This is a genomic window from Paracoccus sp. BR5-17, from assembly GCF_055693925.1.
In genome coordinates, this window is the sequence record NZ_JBVFUV010000003.1 from 1,761,164 (window position 1) to 1,777,817 (window position 16,654).

At 67.1% G+C, this 16,654-nt stretch carries 20 protein-coding genes; 8 read left to right on the forward strand and 12 right to left on the reverse strand.

Annotated elements, in window-relative coordinates:
- Positions 1-44: 44 nt before the first annotated feature.
- The 4 genes from ACZ1HC_RS10160 to ACZ1HC_RS10175 form a co-directional block, all read right to left on the reverse strand.
- Entirely contained in the window at positions 45-926 is an 882-nt protein-coding gene (locus ACZ1HC_RS10160) for a LysR family transcriptional regulator (RefSeq protein WP_472699868.1), read from the reverse strand.
- Between the two features lie 77 nt (positions 927-1,003).
- Positions 1,004-1,234 carry a hypothetical protein gene (locus ACZ1HC_RS10165; protein WP_472699869.1) on the reverse strand — a complete coding sequence of 77 codons (231 nt, stop codon included), beginning with the start codon at positions 1,232-1,234 and terminating at the stop codon, positions 1,004-1,006.
- A gap of 141 nt (positions 1,235-1,375) precedes the next feature.
- The gene (locus ACZ1HC_RS10170; protein ID WP_472699870.1) at positions 1,376-1,747 is read right to left on the reverse strand and encodes a gluconokinase; all 372 of its coding nucleotides are present in this window, start codon (positions 1,745-1,747) and stop codon (positions 1,376-1,378) included.
- A 132-nt stretch (positions 1,748-1,879) separates the two neighbouring features.
- Complete coding sequence (locus ACZ1HC_RS10175) at positions 1,880-3,256, reverse strand: GntP family permease (RefSeq protein ID WP_472699871.1); 1,377 nt, start codon at positions 3,254-3,256, stop codon at positions 1,880-1,882.
- A 425-nt stretch (positions 3,257-3,681) separates the two neighbouring features.
- Between ACZ1HC_RS10175 and ACZ1HC_RS10180 the strand changes: the two genes are divergently transcribed.
- The 8 genes from ACZ1HC_RS10180 (at position 3,682) to ACZ1HC_RS10215 (ending at position 8,800) form a co-directional block, all read left to right on the forward strand.
- Positions 3,682-4,185: a type III secretion system chaperone family protein gene (locus tag ACZ1HC_RS10180; RefSeq protein WP_472699872.1), complete on the forward strand. Its 504-nt coding sequence runs from the start codon at positions 3,682-3,684 to the stop codon at positions 4,183-4,185.
- A gap of 33 nt (positions 4,186-4,218) precedes the next feature.
- Positions 4,219-5,031, forward strand: coding sequence for a pyrroline-5-carboxylate reductase (proC, locus tag ACZ1HC_RS10185; protein WP_472699873.1), 813 nt, complete (start codon positions 4,219-4,221; stop codon positions 5,029-5,031).
- Positions 5,028-5,360: a tRNA-binding protein gene (locus tag ACZ1HC_RS10190; protein ID WP_472699874.1), complete on the forward strand. Its 333-nt coding sequence runs from the start codon at positions 5,028-5,030 to the stop codon at positions 5,358-5,360. Before proC ends, ACZ1HC_RS10190 begins: the two co-directional genes overlap by 4 nt.
- Positions 5,360-6,307: a 2-hydroxyacid dehydrogenase gene (locus ACZ1HC_RS10195; RefSeq protein ID WP_472699875.1), complete on the forward strand. Its 948-nt coding sequence runs from the start codon at positions 5,360-5,362 to the stop codon at positions 6,305-6,307. Before ACZ1HC_RS10190 ends, ACZ1HC_RS10195 begins: the two co-directional genes overlap by 1 nt.
- A gap of 69 nt (positions 6,308-6,376) precedes the next feature.
- Positions 6,377-6,580: a CsbD family protein gene (locus ACZ1HC_RS10200; RefSeq protein ID WP_472699876.1), complete on the forward strand. Its 204-nt coding sequence runs from the start codon at positions 6,377-6,379 to the stop codon at positions 6,578-6,580.
- Positions 6,581-6,679: 99 nt separating this feature from the next.
- On the forward strand, positions 6,680-7,504 hold the full coding sequence (locus ACZ1HC_RS10205) for a CorA family divalent cation transporter (protein ID WP_472699877.1): 825 nt from the start codon (positions 6,680-6,682) through the stop codon (positions 7,502-7,504).
- A 17-nt stretch (positions 7,505-7,521) separates the two neighbouring features.
- Entirely contained in the window at positions 7,522-7,641 is a 120-nt protein-coding gene (locus ACZ1HC_RS10210) for a CorA family divalent cation transporter (protein WP_472699878.1), read from the forward strand.
- 100 nt (positions 7,642-7,741) lie between these two features.
- Positions 7,742-8,800 carry a DUF475 domain-containing protein gene (locus ACZ1HC_RS10215; RefSeq protein WP_472699879.1) on the forward strand — a complete coding sequence of 353 codons (1,059 nt, stop codon included), beginning with the start codon at positions 7,742-7,744 and terminating at the stop codon, positions 8,798-8,800.
- A 48-nt stretch (positions 8,801-8,848) separates the two neighbouring features.
- On the opposite strand, the gene ACZ1HC_RS10220 is transcribed toward ACZ1HC_RS10215, so the two are convergent.
- The 8 genes from ACZ1HC_RS10220 to ACZ1HC_RS10255 form a co-directional block, all read right to left on the reverse strand.
- Positions 8,849-9,130: a protealysin inhibitor emfourin gene (locus ACZ1HC_RS10220; RefSeq protein ID WP_472699880.1), complete on the reverse strand. Its 282-nt coding sequence runs from the start codon at positions 9,128-9,130 to the stop codon at positions 8,849-8,851.
- Positions 9,131-9,165: 35 nt separating this feature from the next.
- Positions 9,166-10,266, reverse strand: coding sequence for a M4 family metallopeptidase (locus ACZ1HC_RS10225; protein ID WP_472699881.1), 1,101 nt, complete (start codon positions 10,264-10,266; stop codon positions 9,166-9,168).
- 67 nt (positions 10,267-10,333) lie between these two features.
- On the reverse strand, positions 10,334-11,341 hold the full coding sequence (locus ACZ1HC_RS10230; RefSeq protein ID WP_472699882.1) for a sn-glycerol-3-phosphate import ATP-binding protein UgpC: 1,008 nt from the start codon (positions 11,339-11,341) through the stop codon (positions 10,334-10,336).
- A gap of 6 nt (positions 11,342-11,347) precedes the next feature.
- Positions 11,348-12,196, reverse strand: a complete 849-nt coding sequence (gene ugpE / locus ACZ1HC_RS10235; RefSeq protein WP_472699883.1) for a sn-glycerol-3-phosphate ABC transporter permease UgpE — start codon at positions 12,194-12,196, stop codon at positions 11,348-11,350.
- Positions 12,196-13,074, reverse strand: coding sequence for a sn-glycerol-3-phosphate ABC transporter permease UgpA (gene ugpA / locus ACZ1HC_RS10240; protein ID WP_472699884.1), 879 nt, complete (start codon positions 13,072-13,074; stop codon positions 12,196-12,198). The genes ugpE and ugpA overlap by 1 nt, the downstream gene beginning before the upstream one ends.
- Positions 13,075-13,130: 56 nt before the next feature.
- A complete protein-coding gene (ugpB, locus tag ACZ1HC_RS10245) occupies positions 13,131-14,444 on the reverse strand; it encodes a sn-glycerol-3-phosphate ABC transporter substrate-binding protein UgpB (RefSeq protein ID WP_472699885.1) in 1,314 nt (437 codons plus the stop codon).
- Positions 14,445-14,614: 170 nt separating this feature from the next.
- On the reverse strand, positions 14,615-15,598 hold the full coding sequence (locus ACZ1HC_RS10250) for a DUF808 domain-containing protein (RefSeq protein ID WP_472699886.1): 984 nt from the start codon (positions 15,596-15,598) through the stop codon (positions 14,615-14,617).
- Positions 15,599-15,689: 91 nt separating this feature from the next.
- Positions 15,690-16,652, reverse strand: coding sequence for a Bug family tripartite tricarboxylate transporter substrate binding protein (locus ACZ1HC_RS10255; protein ID WP_472699887.1), 963 nt, complete (start codon positions 16,650-16,652; stop codon positions 15,690-15,692).
- Positions 16,653-16,654: the final 2 nt, after the last annotated feature.

Sequence of the window (16,654 nt, forward strand, 5' to 3'; positions counted from 1 at the left end):
CGTCGCGCCCGTCAGCCGGAAGGCGCCCATCGGGCGCCTTTCCTTCATCCAAGCCGCAGCTTGACCGCGAAATCCAGGAAGCTGCGCATCGCCCCCGTCATCAGCTTGCCCGACGGATAGACCAGGTTCACCGGCAGGTCCGGCAGGGCGTATTCGCCCATCACCACCTCAAGCCGCCCGGTCTCGATGCCGTCGCGGACGACGAATTCCGGCAGCAGCGCAAGACCCCTGCCGTTCAGCGCCATGGAGTGCAGCAGCTCGGTGTTGTTGCTGAAGAAGACCGGCCGCACCGGCTGGCGGATGGTCCGGCTGCCCCGGCGCAGCGGCCAGGTCAGGTTGCCGGGCAGGTTGGTGTAATGCAGGCAGTCGTGGCGCAGAAGATCGGCCGGGACCTCCGGGCGGCCGTTGCGCGCCAGATAGTCGGGCGCGGCCACCAGCATGATGCGGACCGCGTGCAGACGCCGGGCGTGCAGCGTCGAATCCTTGAGATTGCCGATGCGGATCACCGCGTCGAAACCCTCGGCCACGATGTCGTTGGTGCCGTCGTCCAGCACGATCTGCAGATGCACGTCGCGGTGGCGTTCCATGAAGTCCAGAAGATGCGGCTGCAGCACCTTCAGCGTGTACAGGATCGGGCTGCCGATCTTGAGGCTGCCCGACAGGTTCCCCGAGGTGGCCTTGACTGCCTCGGTCGCCTCGTCCAGACGCGCCAGCACATCGCGCAGCGCCTGGCAGTAGGACAGGCCGACGGCCGTCGGCGTGACCTTGCGGGTGGTCCGGGTCAGCAGCCGGACGCCGACCTCGGCCTCGAGATCGGCGATATGCTTGCTGCACAGGCTGCGGGAAATGCCCATGCGCTGCGCCGCGGCCGAGAAGCTGCCCTCGTCGATGACGCTGACAAAGGTGCGGAAGACGTTGATATCCATGCCCACCACCTTGCCCTGCGCCATGCAAAGGAAAACCGCCCCGATGAGGGGGCGGTTCGGGTCGCGACTGTCGCGGATCAGCGGGTATAGGTCGAACGGGGACCGGGCGCCGTGAAGTCGCTGACGACCAGTTCGGCGTCGGGGGCAATGCCCGCGCGCTCGAGTTCCTTGGAGGACAGCACCTCGGCCGCGGGCACGGTCACGGTGCGTTCGGCCTTGACAGGGGCGGTCGGCATGTCCGCATCGGCGTTGCCCGCGTTGTAGCTGGCGGCCTGGGCGGCGCCGGTGGCAAGGATCAGGGCGGTCATGACAGTTGCAATACGTTTCATGGTAATCTCTCAGTTCTTCTGTCGTTTCGATGTCACAGATATAAGCCCCTGAAATGCCGGGATTAGGCCATGAATGCTGTCTTCAGTGTTCAATAATGCTGCACAATCGCAGGTGGTGGCTCACTTCAGCCCCAGCAACCGCACCGCCGCCCGCACCTGTTCGGACACCGGCAGGGCCAGATCGACCACGGCGCCGTCCTCGTCGGGTGCCAAGGGTTCCAGCGTGGCCAGTTGCGACTCCAGCAGCTTCGGCGGGAAGAAATGGCCCGCCCGGTGGGTCAGGCGTTCCGCCAGCAGGTCGCGCGGGCCGTGGATATGCAGGAACCGGACGCGCGGCGCGCCGCTGCGCAGGATGTCGCGATAGGCGCGCTTGAGCGCCGAGCAGCCCAGCACCGAGGATTGCCCGCGAGCCTCGCTGGCGGCGATCTGGTCGGCCAGGGCGTGCAGCCAGGGGTGGCGGTCCTGGTCGTTCAGCGCGATCCCCTCGGCCATCTTGCGGACGTTCTCGGGGGTGGAAGCTGTCGCCCTCGACGAAGGGCCAGCCCATCTGCGCGGCCAGGGCGGTGCCGGTGGTGGTCTTGCCACTGCCCGACACGCCCATGACGACGACGTGCTGGAGCGGGCTCACAGAAGCCACCACCCCAGCAGGGCAAAGCCGAAGCCGATGCTGCCCAGCAGCGTCTCCATCACGGTCCAGGTCTTCAGCGTGGTCTTTTCGTCCATGTTCAGGAAGCGGCCGACCAGCCAGAACCCCGAATCGTTGAAGTGGCTGAGAACGGTCGCGCCGCCGGCGATGGCGATGACCAGAAAGCAGCGGTCCAGTTCCGAAAGACCCGTGGTCGCCGCCACCGTCGGCGCGATCAGGCCGGCGGTGGTGGTCAGCGCGACCGTGGCCGAGCCCTGCGCCACGCGCAGCGCGGTCGAGATGACGAAGGCCGCGACGATCAGCGGCAGGCCCACCGCCTCGAGGCTGCCGGCAAGCGCCTGGCCCATGCCGCTGGCGCGCAGCACGCCGCCGAACATGCCGCCCGCGCCCGTCACCAGGATGATCGCGCAGATCGGGCCCAGGGCGCGGTCCACGATCTTTTCGATCTCGCTGCGGGTGCGGCCGCGGCCCAGGATCGACATGGCAACCAGCAGCGTAATCAGCAGCGCCACGGGCGTCTGGCCCACCAGGCGCAGGACCGCCACCCAACCGGCTTCGCCGTCCACAATCCCCGTGGTGGCAAGCGTGTTCAGCCCGGTGTTGAGAAAGATCAGCCCCAGCGGCAACAGCAGGATCAGCATGACTTGGCCGAAGGCCGGCACCGGCCCGCCCGCCTCGGTCGAGGTCTCGGCCCCCAGGATCGCGGGCACCGGAATGACGAACCGCTTGCCGGCCCACAGCCCGAACAGGTAGCTGCCCAGATACCAGGTCGGGATCGCGACGATCACGCCCACGATCAGCAGCAGCCCGATGTCCGCCCCCAGCAGGTCGCCCGCCGCGACCGGCCCGGGATGAGGCGGCACGAAGGCGTGCATGACCGCGAAGGCGCCGGCCGCGGGCAGCGCGTAAAGCAGCACCGATCCGCCGAAGCGCAGGGCGACGCTGAATATGATGGGCAGCATCACCACAAGGCCCGCGTCGAAGAAGATCGGAAAGCCGAACAGCAGCGACGCGACCCCCAGCGCCAGCGGCGCCCGCTTTTCGCCGAACCGCGCGATCAGGCGGTCGGCCAGCACCTGCGCGCCGCCCGTCACCTCGAGCAGGCGGCCGATCATCGCGCCAAAGCCCACCAGCAGCGCGACCGAGGCCAGCGTGCTGCCGAAGCCCTGCAGAAGGACGTTCATCACCTCGCCCATGGGGATCCCGGAAACCAGGGCGGTGGCAAGGCTGACCAGCACCAGGGCGATGAAGGCGTGCATCTTCAGCCGCATGATGAGGAACAGCAGCAGAAGGATCGCCGCGACCGCGATCAGCAGCAGCGTGGCGGTTCCGAAAACGGGTTCGATGGGTGTCATGGTCTCTCCTCCGAAGGGCGTTAGCGCCATCAAGCGCGCGCCTTGCAAGGATGCCGCCCTGTGTGAAAGCCGCCTTGGGCCGGCTGGGGCAAACTTGTGCAGGCATAAGCATGGCACGGCTTGCCCTTCGGGTCATCCCTGTTTGTGCCTGGCGAGGATCGGCCGGGGTGCCGCGGCGGCATCGTGAAGGCCGGAATGCCAAGCCGTTGCCGCGGCCAGTTCGTGATCCAGTCGGGATCGGCGCCGTGTTCCTGCCACGGGTTGGGGAACCAAAACCGGACGGTAACTGTTTCAACAGATTGTGCTTTACAGAAGCCGGAATCCGACCGACGATGGGTTGTCGGACAGTCGGGCCAACAACCCGCCTGTTGGGGCACGACCAAGGGTAAGCGGCGGCAGAATCGCTCCCGACTGAGGAAGCAGGCATGGCACAAGCGGAAGCGTTGATTCCGAACGATGAGATTCATCCCATCGACATTGTCGAGGCGGTGGCGTCCCACCACGACTGGCAGTTCGACCGCCTGGCCGACGACCAGATCGTGATGTCGGTGGACGGCCAGTGGCGGCGCTATGCGCTGACCCTTGCCTGGTCCGGCCACGAGGAGGTGCTGCGCCTGATCTGCTCGTTCGACCTCGATCCGCCTGCGGACCGGCTGCCGATGATCTACGAGACGTTGAACCTGGCCAACGACCAGGTCTGGGATGGCGGCTTCACCTACTGGTCCAAGCAACGGCTGATGGTCTGGCGCTATGGGCTGGTGCTGGGCGGCGATGTCCTTGCCTCGGCCCGGCAGGTGGACCAGATGATCGGCAACGCGCTGATGGGCTGCGAACGGTTCTATCCGTCCTTCCAGCTGGTTGCCTGGGGCAACAGCAGCCCTGCCGCCGCTCTGGACATCGCCATGGGCGAGGCCTACGGACGGGCATGAGGGGCACAGGCCCCGGCGGGGATGGGGGGCCGGATGGGCGATTTCGACAGGATCAACAGACGCGGCCTGGTGCTGGTCGGCTGCGGGCGGATGGGCGGCGCAATGCTGCGGGGCTGGCTGGCGCGGGGGCTGGAACCCGCTTCGATCACCGTGATCGACCCGCGGATCCAGCCTGAATGGCAGGACAAGGGCCTGCGCCTGAACGCGCAGCCGCCCGCAGATCCCGCCGTCCTGGTTCTGGCCGTCAAGCCGCAGATGATGGCCGAGGCCCTGGGCCATGTGCCGACGCTGTCGGACACGCTGGTGCTGTCGGTCGCGGCGGGCACCACGATCGCCACCTTCGAGGCCGCCTTTCCCGGCGCGCCCGTCATCCGCGTGATGCCGAACACGCCCGCCGCCATCGGGCAGGGCGTCAGCGCGATGATCGGCAACCGCCTGGCGACCGGGGCGCATCTGGATCTGGCCCAGGCGCTGATGGCCGCCGTGGGCCGGGTGGTGCGGCTGGACCACGAGGGGCAGATGGACGCCGTCACGGCGCTGTCGGGCAGCGGCCCCGCCTATGTCTTCCACATGATCGAGGCCATGGCGCAAGCCGGCGAGGCGCAGGGCCTGCCGGCGGCGCTGTCCCTGGAACTGGCGCGCGCGACCGTGGCAGGGGCAGGGGCCCTGGCCATCCACGCCGACGAGGATCCGGCGGTCCTGCGGGAAAACGTCACCTCTCCGGGCGGGACGACCGCCGCGGGTCTGAGGGTGCTGATGGACCCCGACACCGGCCTGCCGCCGCTGATGGCGCGAACGATCGCCGCCGCTGCAGAACGGGGCCGCGAACTGGGGCGGGGACAATGACCATCGGCTTTGACGATTTCCTGAAGGTGGATATCCGCGTGGCCACCATCACCCGCGCCGAACCCTTCCCCGAGGCGCGCAAGCCGGCGATCAAGCTGTGGCTGGACGTGGGGGATCTGGGGGAACGCAAGTCCTCGGCCCAGATCACCCGGCATTACGACCCGGACCGCCTGGTGGGCCGGCAGGTGCTGTGCGTGGTGAACTTTCCGCCCCGCCAGATCGGCCCCTTCCGGTCCGAGGTTCTGGTCCTGGGCGTTCCCGATCGGGACGGAGAGGTGGTGCTGGTCCGTCCCGACCTGGATGTGCCCGATGGTGGAAGGCTTTACTGATGCGCCTGCTTGTGACCCGCCCGATGACCCAGCGCGCCACCCGCGCCATCCGCGACCGCTTCGACGCCACCTTCCGCGAGAACAGCGCCCTGTCCCCGGCCGAGGCCGCCGCCGCCCTGCGCGACTACGACGCGATCATCCCCACATTGGGCGACGCCTTCACCGCCGCCGCCTTCGCCGAGGCGCCGCGCTGCCGGATCCTGGCCAATTTCGGTGCCGGCTATAACCATATCGACGTGCAGGCCGCTGCCGGGGCCGGCGTCATCGTCACCAACACCCCCGAGGTGGTGACCGACGCCACCGCCGACATCGCGCTGATGCTGATGCTGATGACGATGCGCCGCGCCAGCGAGGGCGAACGGATCCTGCGCGCGGGCGGATGGTCAGGCTGGAACCCCACGCAGTTCCTGGGCGGGCACATGACCGGGCGCACGGTCGGCATCGTCGGCATGGGCCGGATTGGCAAGGCCATCGCCCGGCGCTGTCACTTCGGCTTCGGGATGCAGGTGGCGTTCTTCAACCGCTCGGCCGTCGCGGGCCTGGATTTTCCCGCCCGCCAGATCCCCGCGCTGGAAACCCTGCTGGAACAGGCCGACATCGCCGTGCTGGCCGTTCCGGGCGGCCCGGCGACGCGCCACCTGATCGGGGCGGCGCAGCTGGCGGCGCTTGGGCCGCAGGGCTATCTGGTCAACATCGCGCGCGGCGATGTCGTGGACGAGGCCGCCTTGGCCCAGGCGCTGACCACCGGCGCCATCGCCGGCGCGGGCCTTGACGTCTATGAACGCGAGCCGCTGGTTTCCCAGGCCCTGCTGGAGGCCCCCAACGCCACGCTGATGCCGCATCTGGGCACCGCCACCGACGACACCCGCACCGCCATGGGGCTGCGCGCGCTTGAGAACCTGGTGGCCTTCGCCGAGGGCCGCGAGCCTCACGACCGGGTGAACTGAGGTCGCCGGGGTGGAACCCCTCCGGGTCGGGGCCGTTGGTCCCCCGACTGTGGCTTCAAGGAGGCAGACATGAACTGGGATATCATCAAGGGCCAGTGGAAGCAGGCCAAGGGCTCGCTGAAGGAAAAGTGGGGCGACCTGACCGACGACGACCTGGACCGGATCGACGGCAACAAGGACCAGCTGGTGGGCAGGATGCAGGAAAAATACGGCTGGACCAAGGAGGAGGCCGAGCGCAACATCGACGACCACTTCCGCGGCAGGACCTTCTGACCGGCCATCCGTCATCGCAGGACAGGGGTGCCCCTACGGGCGCCCTTTTTCTTTGCCCGCCGGCAGGCTACCACGGCGTCATGCAAAGGGTCAGCTAGCATGATGTATTCCTATATCGTCCGCGATGGCCGCATCCTCCGCCAGGACCGGGGCGCACCGCTGTCCGAGGCGATCTGGATCGACCTGATCGCCCCGGACGAGGCCGAGATGACGCGGATGCGCGGCCTGGGCATCGAGGTTCCGACCCTGGCGGACATGGAGGAAATCGAGATCTCCAACCGGCTTTATCGCGAAGCGGGCGTGGATTACATGACCGCGGTTCTGCCGGGCGAACGCGGCGACGGCAACCGCGTCACCATGCCGGTCAGCTTCATCCTGTCCCCGCAGCGCCTGGTGACGGTGCGCCACCATTCCCCGCGTCCCTTCCTGACCTACCCCGAACGGGGCGAACGGTCGACGCTGGGATGCGGCACCTCGCACCGTCTGTTCATCGGCCTGATCGAGGAGATCGTCGCCCGGCTGGCCGACATCCTGGAAGGCTCCGGGCGGCTTCTGGACGATACCACCCTTGCCGTCTTCGAGACGCCTTCGGCGCGGGGGCAGGGCGACCGGCTGCAGGCCGCGCTGCGCCGCGTCGGCCGCGAGGCCGAGGCCCTGGCCCAGGTGCGCCTGTCGCTGCTGACGATCCAGCGGATGCTGGCCTTCTATGTCTCGACGGCCGATCAGCAGCCGGAATCGGGCCGCCTGCGCCCCGTCGTCAAGGGCCAGATCCGCGATGTTCAGGCGCTGGAGGTCCATGCGGATTTCCTGGGATCGCGCGTCAGCTTGGCCGTGGACACGACGCTGGGCCTCATCAACCTGGAACAGAACAGCACCGTGCGCATCCTGTCGGTCGTCGCGGCCCTGTTCCTGCCCCCACCCTGATCGCCAGCATCTATGGCATGAACTTCGAGTTCATGCCGGAACTGGACGAATGGTGGGGTTATCCGCTGGCGCTGGCACTGATGGCGGCGACGGCCGTGGGGACCTGGCTGGTCCTGCGCTGGAAGCGGTGGCTTTGAGGGGCGCGCGCCGCCCCGTGGGGATAAGGGAATGTCGGGAATACCCTTGCCCGGGTCCCGTCATGCCACTAAGGGGACACGTTCATATCGGGAGGATTTCATGCGCTCGTCCTTGTCCTATCTGCGCTGGCCGCTGATCGTCACCGTTCTTGGGGTGGTTCTGGCTGCCTGGCTGGGCTATCGGTTCACGGGGACCACGGGCGGGATGCTGTCCTTTCTGATGATCGCGGTGGTTCTGGCGATCCTGGAAATCTCGCTGTCCTTCGACAACGCCATCGTCAACGCCAACAAGCTCAAGGAGATGACGCCCGCTTGGCAGCGTCGCTTCCTGACCTGGGGCATCCTGATCGCCGTCTTCGGGATGCGGATCATCTTTCCGCTGCTGATCGTCGTCATCGCCGCCCGGATCGGCCCCTGGGCCGCCATCCAGCTGGCCGCGACCGACCCCGAGGAATATTCCCGCCTGATCACCGAGGCGCATCTGCCCATCGCGGCCTTCGGCGGCGCCTTCCTGATGCTGGTGGCGCTGACCTTCTTCTTCGACCAGTCCAAGGAAGTGGACTGGATCGCCAAGGTCGAGAGGGCGCTGCGGGCCGCAGGCTCGGTCCGGGGGATGGAGGTCGGGTTCGTCCTGGCCATCATCCTGCTGTTCGTCTGGCTGCTGCCGGTGCGCGACGAGCAGGTGTTCATGTTCAGCGCCATGTGGGGGATCGTGACCTTCCTGGCGGTGGACGCGCTGGGCCATGTCATCGACCGCTGGGGCAAGGCGCAAGAGGCGTCGCACACCGCCGCGCAGGCGGGCCTGGGCGGGTTCCTCTATCTCGAGGTGCTGGATGCGTCCTTCAGTTTCGACGGCGTGATCGGCGCCTTCGCGCTGACCCAGAACCTGTTCCTGATCGCCATCGGCCTCGGCATCGGCGCGATGTATGTGCGGTCGATGACCGTCATGCTGGTCGAACGCGGCACCCTGGCCGAGTTCCGCTATCTTGAACACGGCGCCTTCTGGTCGATCCTGATCCTGTCGATCATCATGTTCGGCCAGACCATGTGGCACCTGCCCGAAGTCGTGACGGGCCTGCTGGGCGCGGTCTTCATCGCCACGGCCTTTGCCCATTCGGTCATGTGGAACCGCCGCCACCGGGCCCACGCGCAACACTGAGGGGCGGGCGTCCGCCGGATGCGAAGGCGATCCGGCGGCGCCGCCTTTCTACATCTGGTCGATCAGATCCAGCATGTCGGGCGGGATCTGCTGTTCCTGCAGGGTGAAGCTGCGGCTTTCGCGGTCCTCGGTCACGGTGATGCGATAGATCATCCGGTCGGCGCAGTCGCCGCAGGGCTGGCTGGCAAGCCGGGCAAGTTCGTCGGGCCCGAAGGCCTGGCACAGTTCCTGACGCATCTGTTCGGGCTGGTCCGAGACGTCGATGGTCTTGTGCAGACGCGCGGCGGTGATGCCGCCAAAGCCGCCCTGCGCCGCGATTTCGATGATCATGGCCTAGGTCCCCCGCTGCTGCGGGGAATCTAGGCCTAGATCGCGATTCCGACAAGTTTCCAGGCGCGGCGCAGCATGACCGTCTGGATGCTGCCGCGCCCCGCCAGTTCGATGGCCGCGTCCATCGTCTGATCCGCCCAGTCCGAAAAGCTGGCCATCGGGTTGTTCAGCGTCTGCAGCGCGCGGTACCAGATCCGGCCCGGCAACTCCCACGCCCTGCCCCCCAGATAGGCGCAGAACAGATAGAAGGCGTGGTTGGGGATGCCCGAATTGATGTGAACCCCGCCATTGTCGTCGGGCGTGGTCACGAAGTGATCCATGTGCCAGGGCTGCGGATCCTGGCCCAGCAGGTCGTCGGCATAGGCGGTGCCCGGCGCCTTCATGCTGCGCAGCCCGGCGCCGTTGATGCCGGGGCCCAGGATGCCGCGGCCCACCAGCCAGTCGGCCTGATGCACCTCCTGGCCCAGGGCGCGCTGCAGCGCCAGCGAGCCGAAGACATCGGCGATGCTTTCGTTCAGCGCGCCGGACTGGTTTTCGTAGATCAGCCCGCCGGAATGCTGGATCACGCCATGCGCCATCTCGTGCCCGATTACCGACAATTCCAGGAAGGTGCGGAAGATCTTGCCGTCGCCGGTGCCGTAGGCCATCTGTTCGCCGTTCCAGAAGGCGTTGTTGTAGTTGCGCCGGTGATGGACCGTGGCGACCAGCGGCATCCCCTCTCCGTCCAGGGAATTGCGGCCGTATTCCTCCGCGAACAGCGAAAAGACCCGGCCCGCGGCGTCATAGGCGGTGTCGGCGTCGGCGATGCCGGTGGGGCCGTCGCCTTCCGACCTGACCAGCCTGCCGGGCAAGGCAGCGCGGAACTGGCCGTCATGGATGCGGCGATCGGGGCAGCACAGATCCGTGGCCGGGCTGACCGGAGAGGCAGCGAAAGGCCCGCCCAGCGGCTGCGCCGGGGGCAGGCCGGCACGCGTCAGTTCGGCCCGTTCGTCGCGCAGCTTCTCGGTCTGCTTCAGCAGGGTCCGGGCCATCTCGGCCGTGCCGGGATCGCCGCGCAGGGCCAGCACCCGCAGCATGTAGGGCGGCACGATGCAGGCAAGGGGATGGTGCTGCGAGCCGTTCAGCGAAAAGCACATGAGGCGAATCCCTTTCTGGAAACTCGCCTCATGCTACCATGCGAAGCACCGGAACAAAACTAGAACATCAGGCGATGCGGCGCCCGGTATCGGCGTGGAACAGGTGCAGCGATCCCGGCCGGTAGGCCAGGCGGAGGTTGTCCGACAGTTCGGCGCCCGAGGGCATCGTCACCGTCAGCCGCTCGCCGCCGGTCTGGCCGTGGACCAGCCGTTGCGCCCCCAGTTCCTCGACCGCCAGAACCTCCATCTGGATCGGGCCGTCGGGGCTGACCGCCAGATCCTCGGGGCGGATGCCGACGGTGCCGGCATGGGCGATGCCCGGCAGATAGGGCACGGCGCGGCTGCTGATGAGGTTCATCGCCGGGCTGCCGATGAAGCTGGCCACGAAGGTCGAGGCGGGCTTCCGATACACCTCCAGCGGCGTGCCGATCTGTTCGATCCGCCCGCCGTTCAGGACCACCAGGCGGTCGGCCAGCGTCATCGCCTCGAGCTGGTCGTGCGTCACGTAGATCGAGGTGGTGCCCAGCCGCCGCTGCAGCTCCTTGATCTCGAGCCGCATGGTCACGCGCAGCTTGGCGTCCAGGTTCGACAGCGGCTCGTCGAACAGGAAGGCGGCCGGTTCGCGCACGATCGCCCGGCCCATCGCTACGCGCTGGCGCTGCCCGCCCGACAGGGCGCGCGGCTTGCGGTCCAGATAGGGGCCGATCTGCAGGATCGCCGCGGCCTCGGCCACGCGGCGGTCGATTTCCGCGCGCGGCGTGCGGCGGTTCTTCAGGCCGTAGGCAAGGTTCTGGCGCACCGACATGTGCGGATACAGCGCATAGTTCTGGAACACCATGGCGATGTCGCGATCGGCGGGCTCGACCTGGTTCACCACGCGGTCGCCGATGCGCACGGTGCCTTCGGTGATGGATTCCAGCCCCGCCACCATGCGCAGCAGCGTGGACTTGCCGCAGCCTGATGGGCCGACCAGCACGATGAATTCGCCGTCGGCGATGTCGATGTCCACGTCGCCCACGGCGCGCGTGCCGCCGGCATAGATCTTGCCGACCTTGTCGAGCATGATTGAGGCCATCTGCTGTTATTTCTCCGTCTCGACAAGACCTTTGACGAACAGGCGCTGCATCCCGATCACCACCGCGACCGGCGGCACCATCGCCAGCATCGCCGTGGCCATCACCAGATGCCATTGCGGCAGCCCGTCCACGGCATCCGCCATGCGCTTGATGCCCGCGACGATGGTGTAATAGTCGCTGCTGGTGGTGATGAGCAGCGGCCACAGATACTGGTTCCAGCCATAGATGAACAGGATCACGAACAGCGCGGCGATATTGGTGCGCGACAGGGGCAGCAGGATGTCGCGGAAGAACTTCATGGGTCCGGCGCCGTCGATGCGCGCGGCCTCGGTCAGTTCGTCGGGGATGGTCAGGAAGACCTGGCGGAACAGGAAGGTCGCCGTGGCCGAGGCGATCAGCGGGATCGACAGGCCGGCATAGCTGTTCAGCATCCCCAGGTCGGCCACCACCTGGAAGGTCGGCACGATCCGCACCTCGACCGGCAGCATCAGGGTGATGAAGATGCACCAGAAGGCCAGGTTGCGCAGCGGAAAGCGGAAATAGACGATGGCGAAGGCCGAGGTGATGGAAATGGCGATCTTGCCGCAGGCGATGAGCAGCGCCATGATGAGGCTGTTCAGCATCATCGTGCCGACCGGGGGCGTGCCGCTGGTCGATACGCCGGCGCCCAGCATCTGGCCATAGTTTTCCAGCAGATGCGGCCCCGGCCATAGCGGGATCGTGCCCGACATGAAGTCGGTCGCGCCGTGGGTCGAGGCCACGAAGGCCACCCAGACGGGCAGGGCGACGATGACGACGCCCAGCATCAGCACCAGATGCGCCAGAAGGTTCAGGCCGGGGCGGTTCTCGATCATCAGTAGGCCACCTTCTTTTCCACGTAGCGGAACTGGACCACCGTCAGCGCGATGACGATCAGCATCAGGATCACCGATTGCGCGGCCGAACTTCCCATGTTCTGGCCCACGAAGCCGTCGAAATAGACTTTGTAGACCAGGATGTTGGTGGCCTGGGCGGGGCCGCCCTCGGTGGTGGCGTCGATGACGCCGAAGGTGTCGAACATGGCATAGACGATGTTGACCACCAGCAGGAAGAAGGTCGTCGGCGACAAGAGCGGCAGGGTGATGTCGAAGAAGCGGCGCACCGGGCCCGCGCCGTCGATGGCGGCCGCCTCGCGCAGCGATGCCGGCACCGATTGCAGGCCCGCCACGAAGAACAGGAAGTTGTAGCTGATCTGCTTCCAGGCCGAGGCGATCACCACCAGGGTCATGGCGTCGGTCTTGGAACTGATGTGGTTCCAGTCATAGCCGATCATCTCCAGGAAATAGGGCATCACGCCGATGGTCGGGTTGAAGATGAACCACCACAGGATCCCCGCCACCGCCGGGGCCACCGCATAGGGCCAGACCAGCAGCGTGGTATAGACGCTGGTGGACCGGATCATCCGGTCCACGGCCACCGCCAGCAGCAGCGCCGTGGCCATCGACAGCACCGTGACCAGCACGGCAAAGACCGCCGTGACCTGCAGCGAGTTCAGGTATTCCGGGCTGTTCCACAGCGCCTCGAAATTCGCCAGGCCCACGAAGGTGGTGTTGATGCCAAAGGCGTCCTGGCGCAGGAAGCTTTGCCGCACCGCCTGCGCGGCAGGCCACAGGAAGAAGATGAAGGTGATCGCCAGCTGCGGGCCCAGCAGCAGCCAGGGCAGCAACTGGTTACGAAATAGGGTGCGCTTCATCCGGCCCGCCTTGTCCAATGGCCCGGGGCCGCGCCCGCGCGCGGCCCCGGTGATCTTTACTGGTTCTGGGCCTCGAACTCGGCAAGCAGGGCGTTGCCGCGTTCCACCACGCTGTCAAGCGCGGCCTGGGCGTCCTTGGACCCCGACAGAAGCTGCTCGAACTCCTCGTCGATGATGCCGCGGATCTGGACATAGTTGCCGAAGCGCAGCCCTTTCGAGTTCTCGGTCGGCTCGTTCAGCGTGATCTGCCTGATGCCGGTATCGGCGCCGGGGTTTTCGGCATAGAAGTCGGCCATCTGGTCCATCGCCGCCTGCGTGATCGGCAGATAGCCCGAGAAGGACGCCCAGTCGGCCTGAACCTCGGGCGAGGACAGGTATTCGAAGAACCTGGCGACGCCTGCATATTCTTCCTCGGGGCGGCCCGACAGCACCCAGAGCGAGGCCCCGCCGATGATCGAGTTCTGCGGCGCGCCCTCGACATCGTCGTAATAGGGCAGCATCCCGTAGCCCACCTCGAAGTCGGTGGCGTTGGCGATCACGCCCGCGCGGCTGGCGGAGCTGGCCATGAACATCGCGCAGTCCTGGGAATAGAACATCGGCGCCGCGTTGTCGCCGCCCACCGGGCCGCCATACTTGAAGATGCCCTCGTCGGACAGGCGCTTGAGGTTTTCCCAGTGCTTGACCTGGACCGGCCCGTTCAGCGTCAGGCGGGCGGATGGCCCGCCGAAGCCGTTCTGTTCGGTGCCGATGGGCTGGTTGTGCCAGGCCGACAGGTTCTCGGTCTGGATCCAGCTGATCCACTGGGTCGTGAAGCCGCAGTCGGCCGCGCCGGATTCGCGGATCGTGTTGCTGAACTCCTCAAGCTCGGCCCAGGTCTTGGGCGGGCTTTCGGGGTCCAGGCCGGCTTTTTCGAACAGGGTCTTGTTGTAATAGACGATGGGTGTGGAGCTGTTGAAGGGCAGCGACAGCATGTTGCCGTCGGTGTCGGTGTAATAGCCGACCACAGCCGGCAGATAGGCCTGCGGATCGAAGCTGGCGCCGTAGCTCTGCATCATTTCGTGGACGGGAACGATGGCGCCCTTGGCGGCCATCATGGTGCCGGTGCCGACCTCGAACACCTGGACGATGGCGGGCTGTTCGCCGGCGCGAAAGGCCGCGATGGCCGCCGTCATCGTTTCGGGATAGGTGCCCTTGTAGGACGGCACGATCCGGTATTCGTCCTGGCTGTCGTTGAAGCCCTGGGTGATCTCCTCGAGCTTCGCGCCCAGTTCCCCGCCCATGGCGTGCCACCACTGGATTTCGGTCTGGGCCTGCGCGGCAGACAACGAGGCGATCAGCGCCACGGTGGACGTTGCGAACAGTCTTTTCACGATTTTCCTCCCCTTGTGGAGTTGCGGTTCGCGCCGGGCCTAGCGGACCCGGATGACGCGTCCGCGACATCCTGATGACGGGAAGGTGACACCCTTTGATCGAATGGTCAATCTTGCCGGAAGACCGCCGCGGCAACGACATTTCATGCCGTTGCCGTGAAGGGATTGCGTCAGGCTCCGCGCAGGCGGGCCATCAGCAGGGCCACGGTCGCCTGCAGCAGCGGGTTGACGACGTACTGGGCGACCGGGATCAGGATCATGCCCAGGACCAGCCCGAAGATGCCGTCGAAGAAGGCGGTGACCAGCCAGGCCACGGCGCCCGTCGCCTGCGGCACGGCATGGGCCGCGGCCTCGGCCTGGTGGTGGATCCAGTCATAGGGCCCGGACCAGCCCAGTTCCGCGAACCCGTGCAGCACGATCTGGCCGCCCACCCAGATCATCGCCGCGGTGCCGACGATGGTCAGCACCCTCATGAAGCCCGGCATCACCTTGACGATCCCGCGCCCCAGCGCCGAGGACAGCCCGTTCTGCCGCCTGGCCAGCGACACGCCCACGTCATCGGCCTTCACGATCAGCGCCACGAAGCCATAGACGGCGCCGGTGATGACCACCGCCACCATCGCCAGGATCAGCGCGCGCATCCACAGCGAGTCATCGGCCGGAATGGTGGACAGGGCAATGGTCATGATCTCGGCCGACAGGATGAAGTCGGTCTTGATCGCACCGGCGACCCGGGCTTCCTCGAGCGCGGCGCCATCGCTGTCGGGGTGGACATGGTGTTCGCTGTCGTGCTTGTCGCCATAACCCAGCGCGTGAGCGACCTTTTCCGCCCCCTCGAAGCACAGATAGGCCCCGCCCAGCATCAGCAGCGGCGAGATGGCCCAGGGCGCGAAGGCGGACAGCAGCAGCGCCACCGGCAGCAGGATCACCAGCTTGTTGAACAGCGAACCCCGCGCGATCTTCCAGACGATGGGGATCTCCCGGCTGGCATCGAAGCCGTGGACGTATTTCGGCGTCACGGCAGCGTCGTCGATCACCGCGCCGGCGGCCTTGGCCCCGGCCTTGACGGCCTGCCCGGTCACGTCGTCGATGGATGCCGCAGCGACCTTCGAGATGGATGCCACATCGTCCAGAAGTGCCAGAAGTCCGCTCATCCATCCCTCATCGGCCATGTCGCGCGCGGCCCGTCCCTGGGGCCGCGCCATTCGGTTGTCCGCCAGTCAAACACCCGTGGGCGCAGTTGGTTCAATCCAGGGCGACGTTGGCATCGCGGACCACGGGTTCCCACTTGGCCATCTCGGCCGTGACGTGATCGGCCAGTTCCTCGGGGGTCGAGGCGACGATCGTGGCCGAGAACTTCGCCATCCGGTCGGCCACGGCCGGATCGGCCATGGCGGTCCGGGCGGCTGCGGCCAGCGCCTCGATCGCCTCGGGCGGGGTGCCTGCGGGGGCGAACAGCGCGTTCCAGCTGTAGGTCTCGTAGCCGGGCAGGGTTTCGGCGATGGCGGGCACGTCGGGGAAGCTGGGCGCGCGTTCCGCCGTGGTCACCCCCAGGGCGCGCAGCTTGCCGCTGGAGATATGGCCCGAGGCCGAGGGCAGGTTGTCGAAGATGATCGGCACCTGGTTGCCCAGCACGTCCGTCAGCGCCGGGCCCGATCCCTGATAGGGGATGTGGTCGATCTCGACCCCGGCCATGGCCTTGAACAGCTCGCCCGACAGGTGCAGCGGCGTGCCGTTGCCGGACGATGCATAGGCCAGCGGTTCCTGCTTCGCCAGGTCGATCAGTTCCTGAACGGTCTGGGCGGGCACGTCGGGATGGACCGCCAGCACGTTCGGCACCAGCACCAGCAGCGACACCGGCGCGAAGTCGGCCACCGGGTCATAGGGCTTCTGCTTCAGGATCAGCGGGTTCAGCGCGTGGGTTGCGACCGTCCCCATCAGGATCGTGTAGCCGTCGGGCTCCGCCTGCGCGACCTGCTGCGCGCCCAGCGAACCGCCGGCGCCGCCGACGTTCTGGACGACGATCTGCTGGCCCAGTTCCTGGCTCATCCGTTCGGCGACGATGCGGCCCACGACATCGGTGGAGCCTCCGGCGGCGAAGGGGATCACCAGGGTGATCTGGCGTTCCGGGAACTCGGCCGCGGCGGCCCCGGCAAGGCCAAGCGCCAGGGCAGAGCCCAGCAGGATCCGGCGGGTCAGGGTGGGCATGG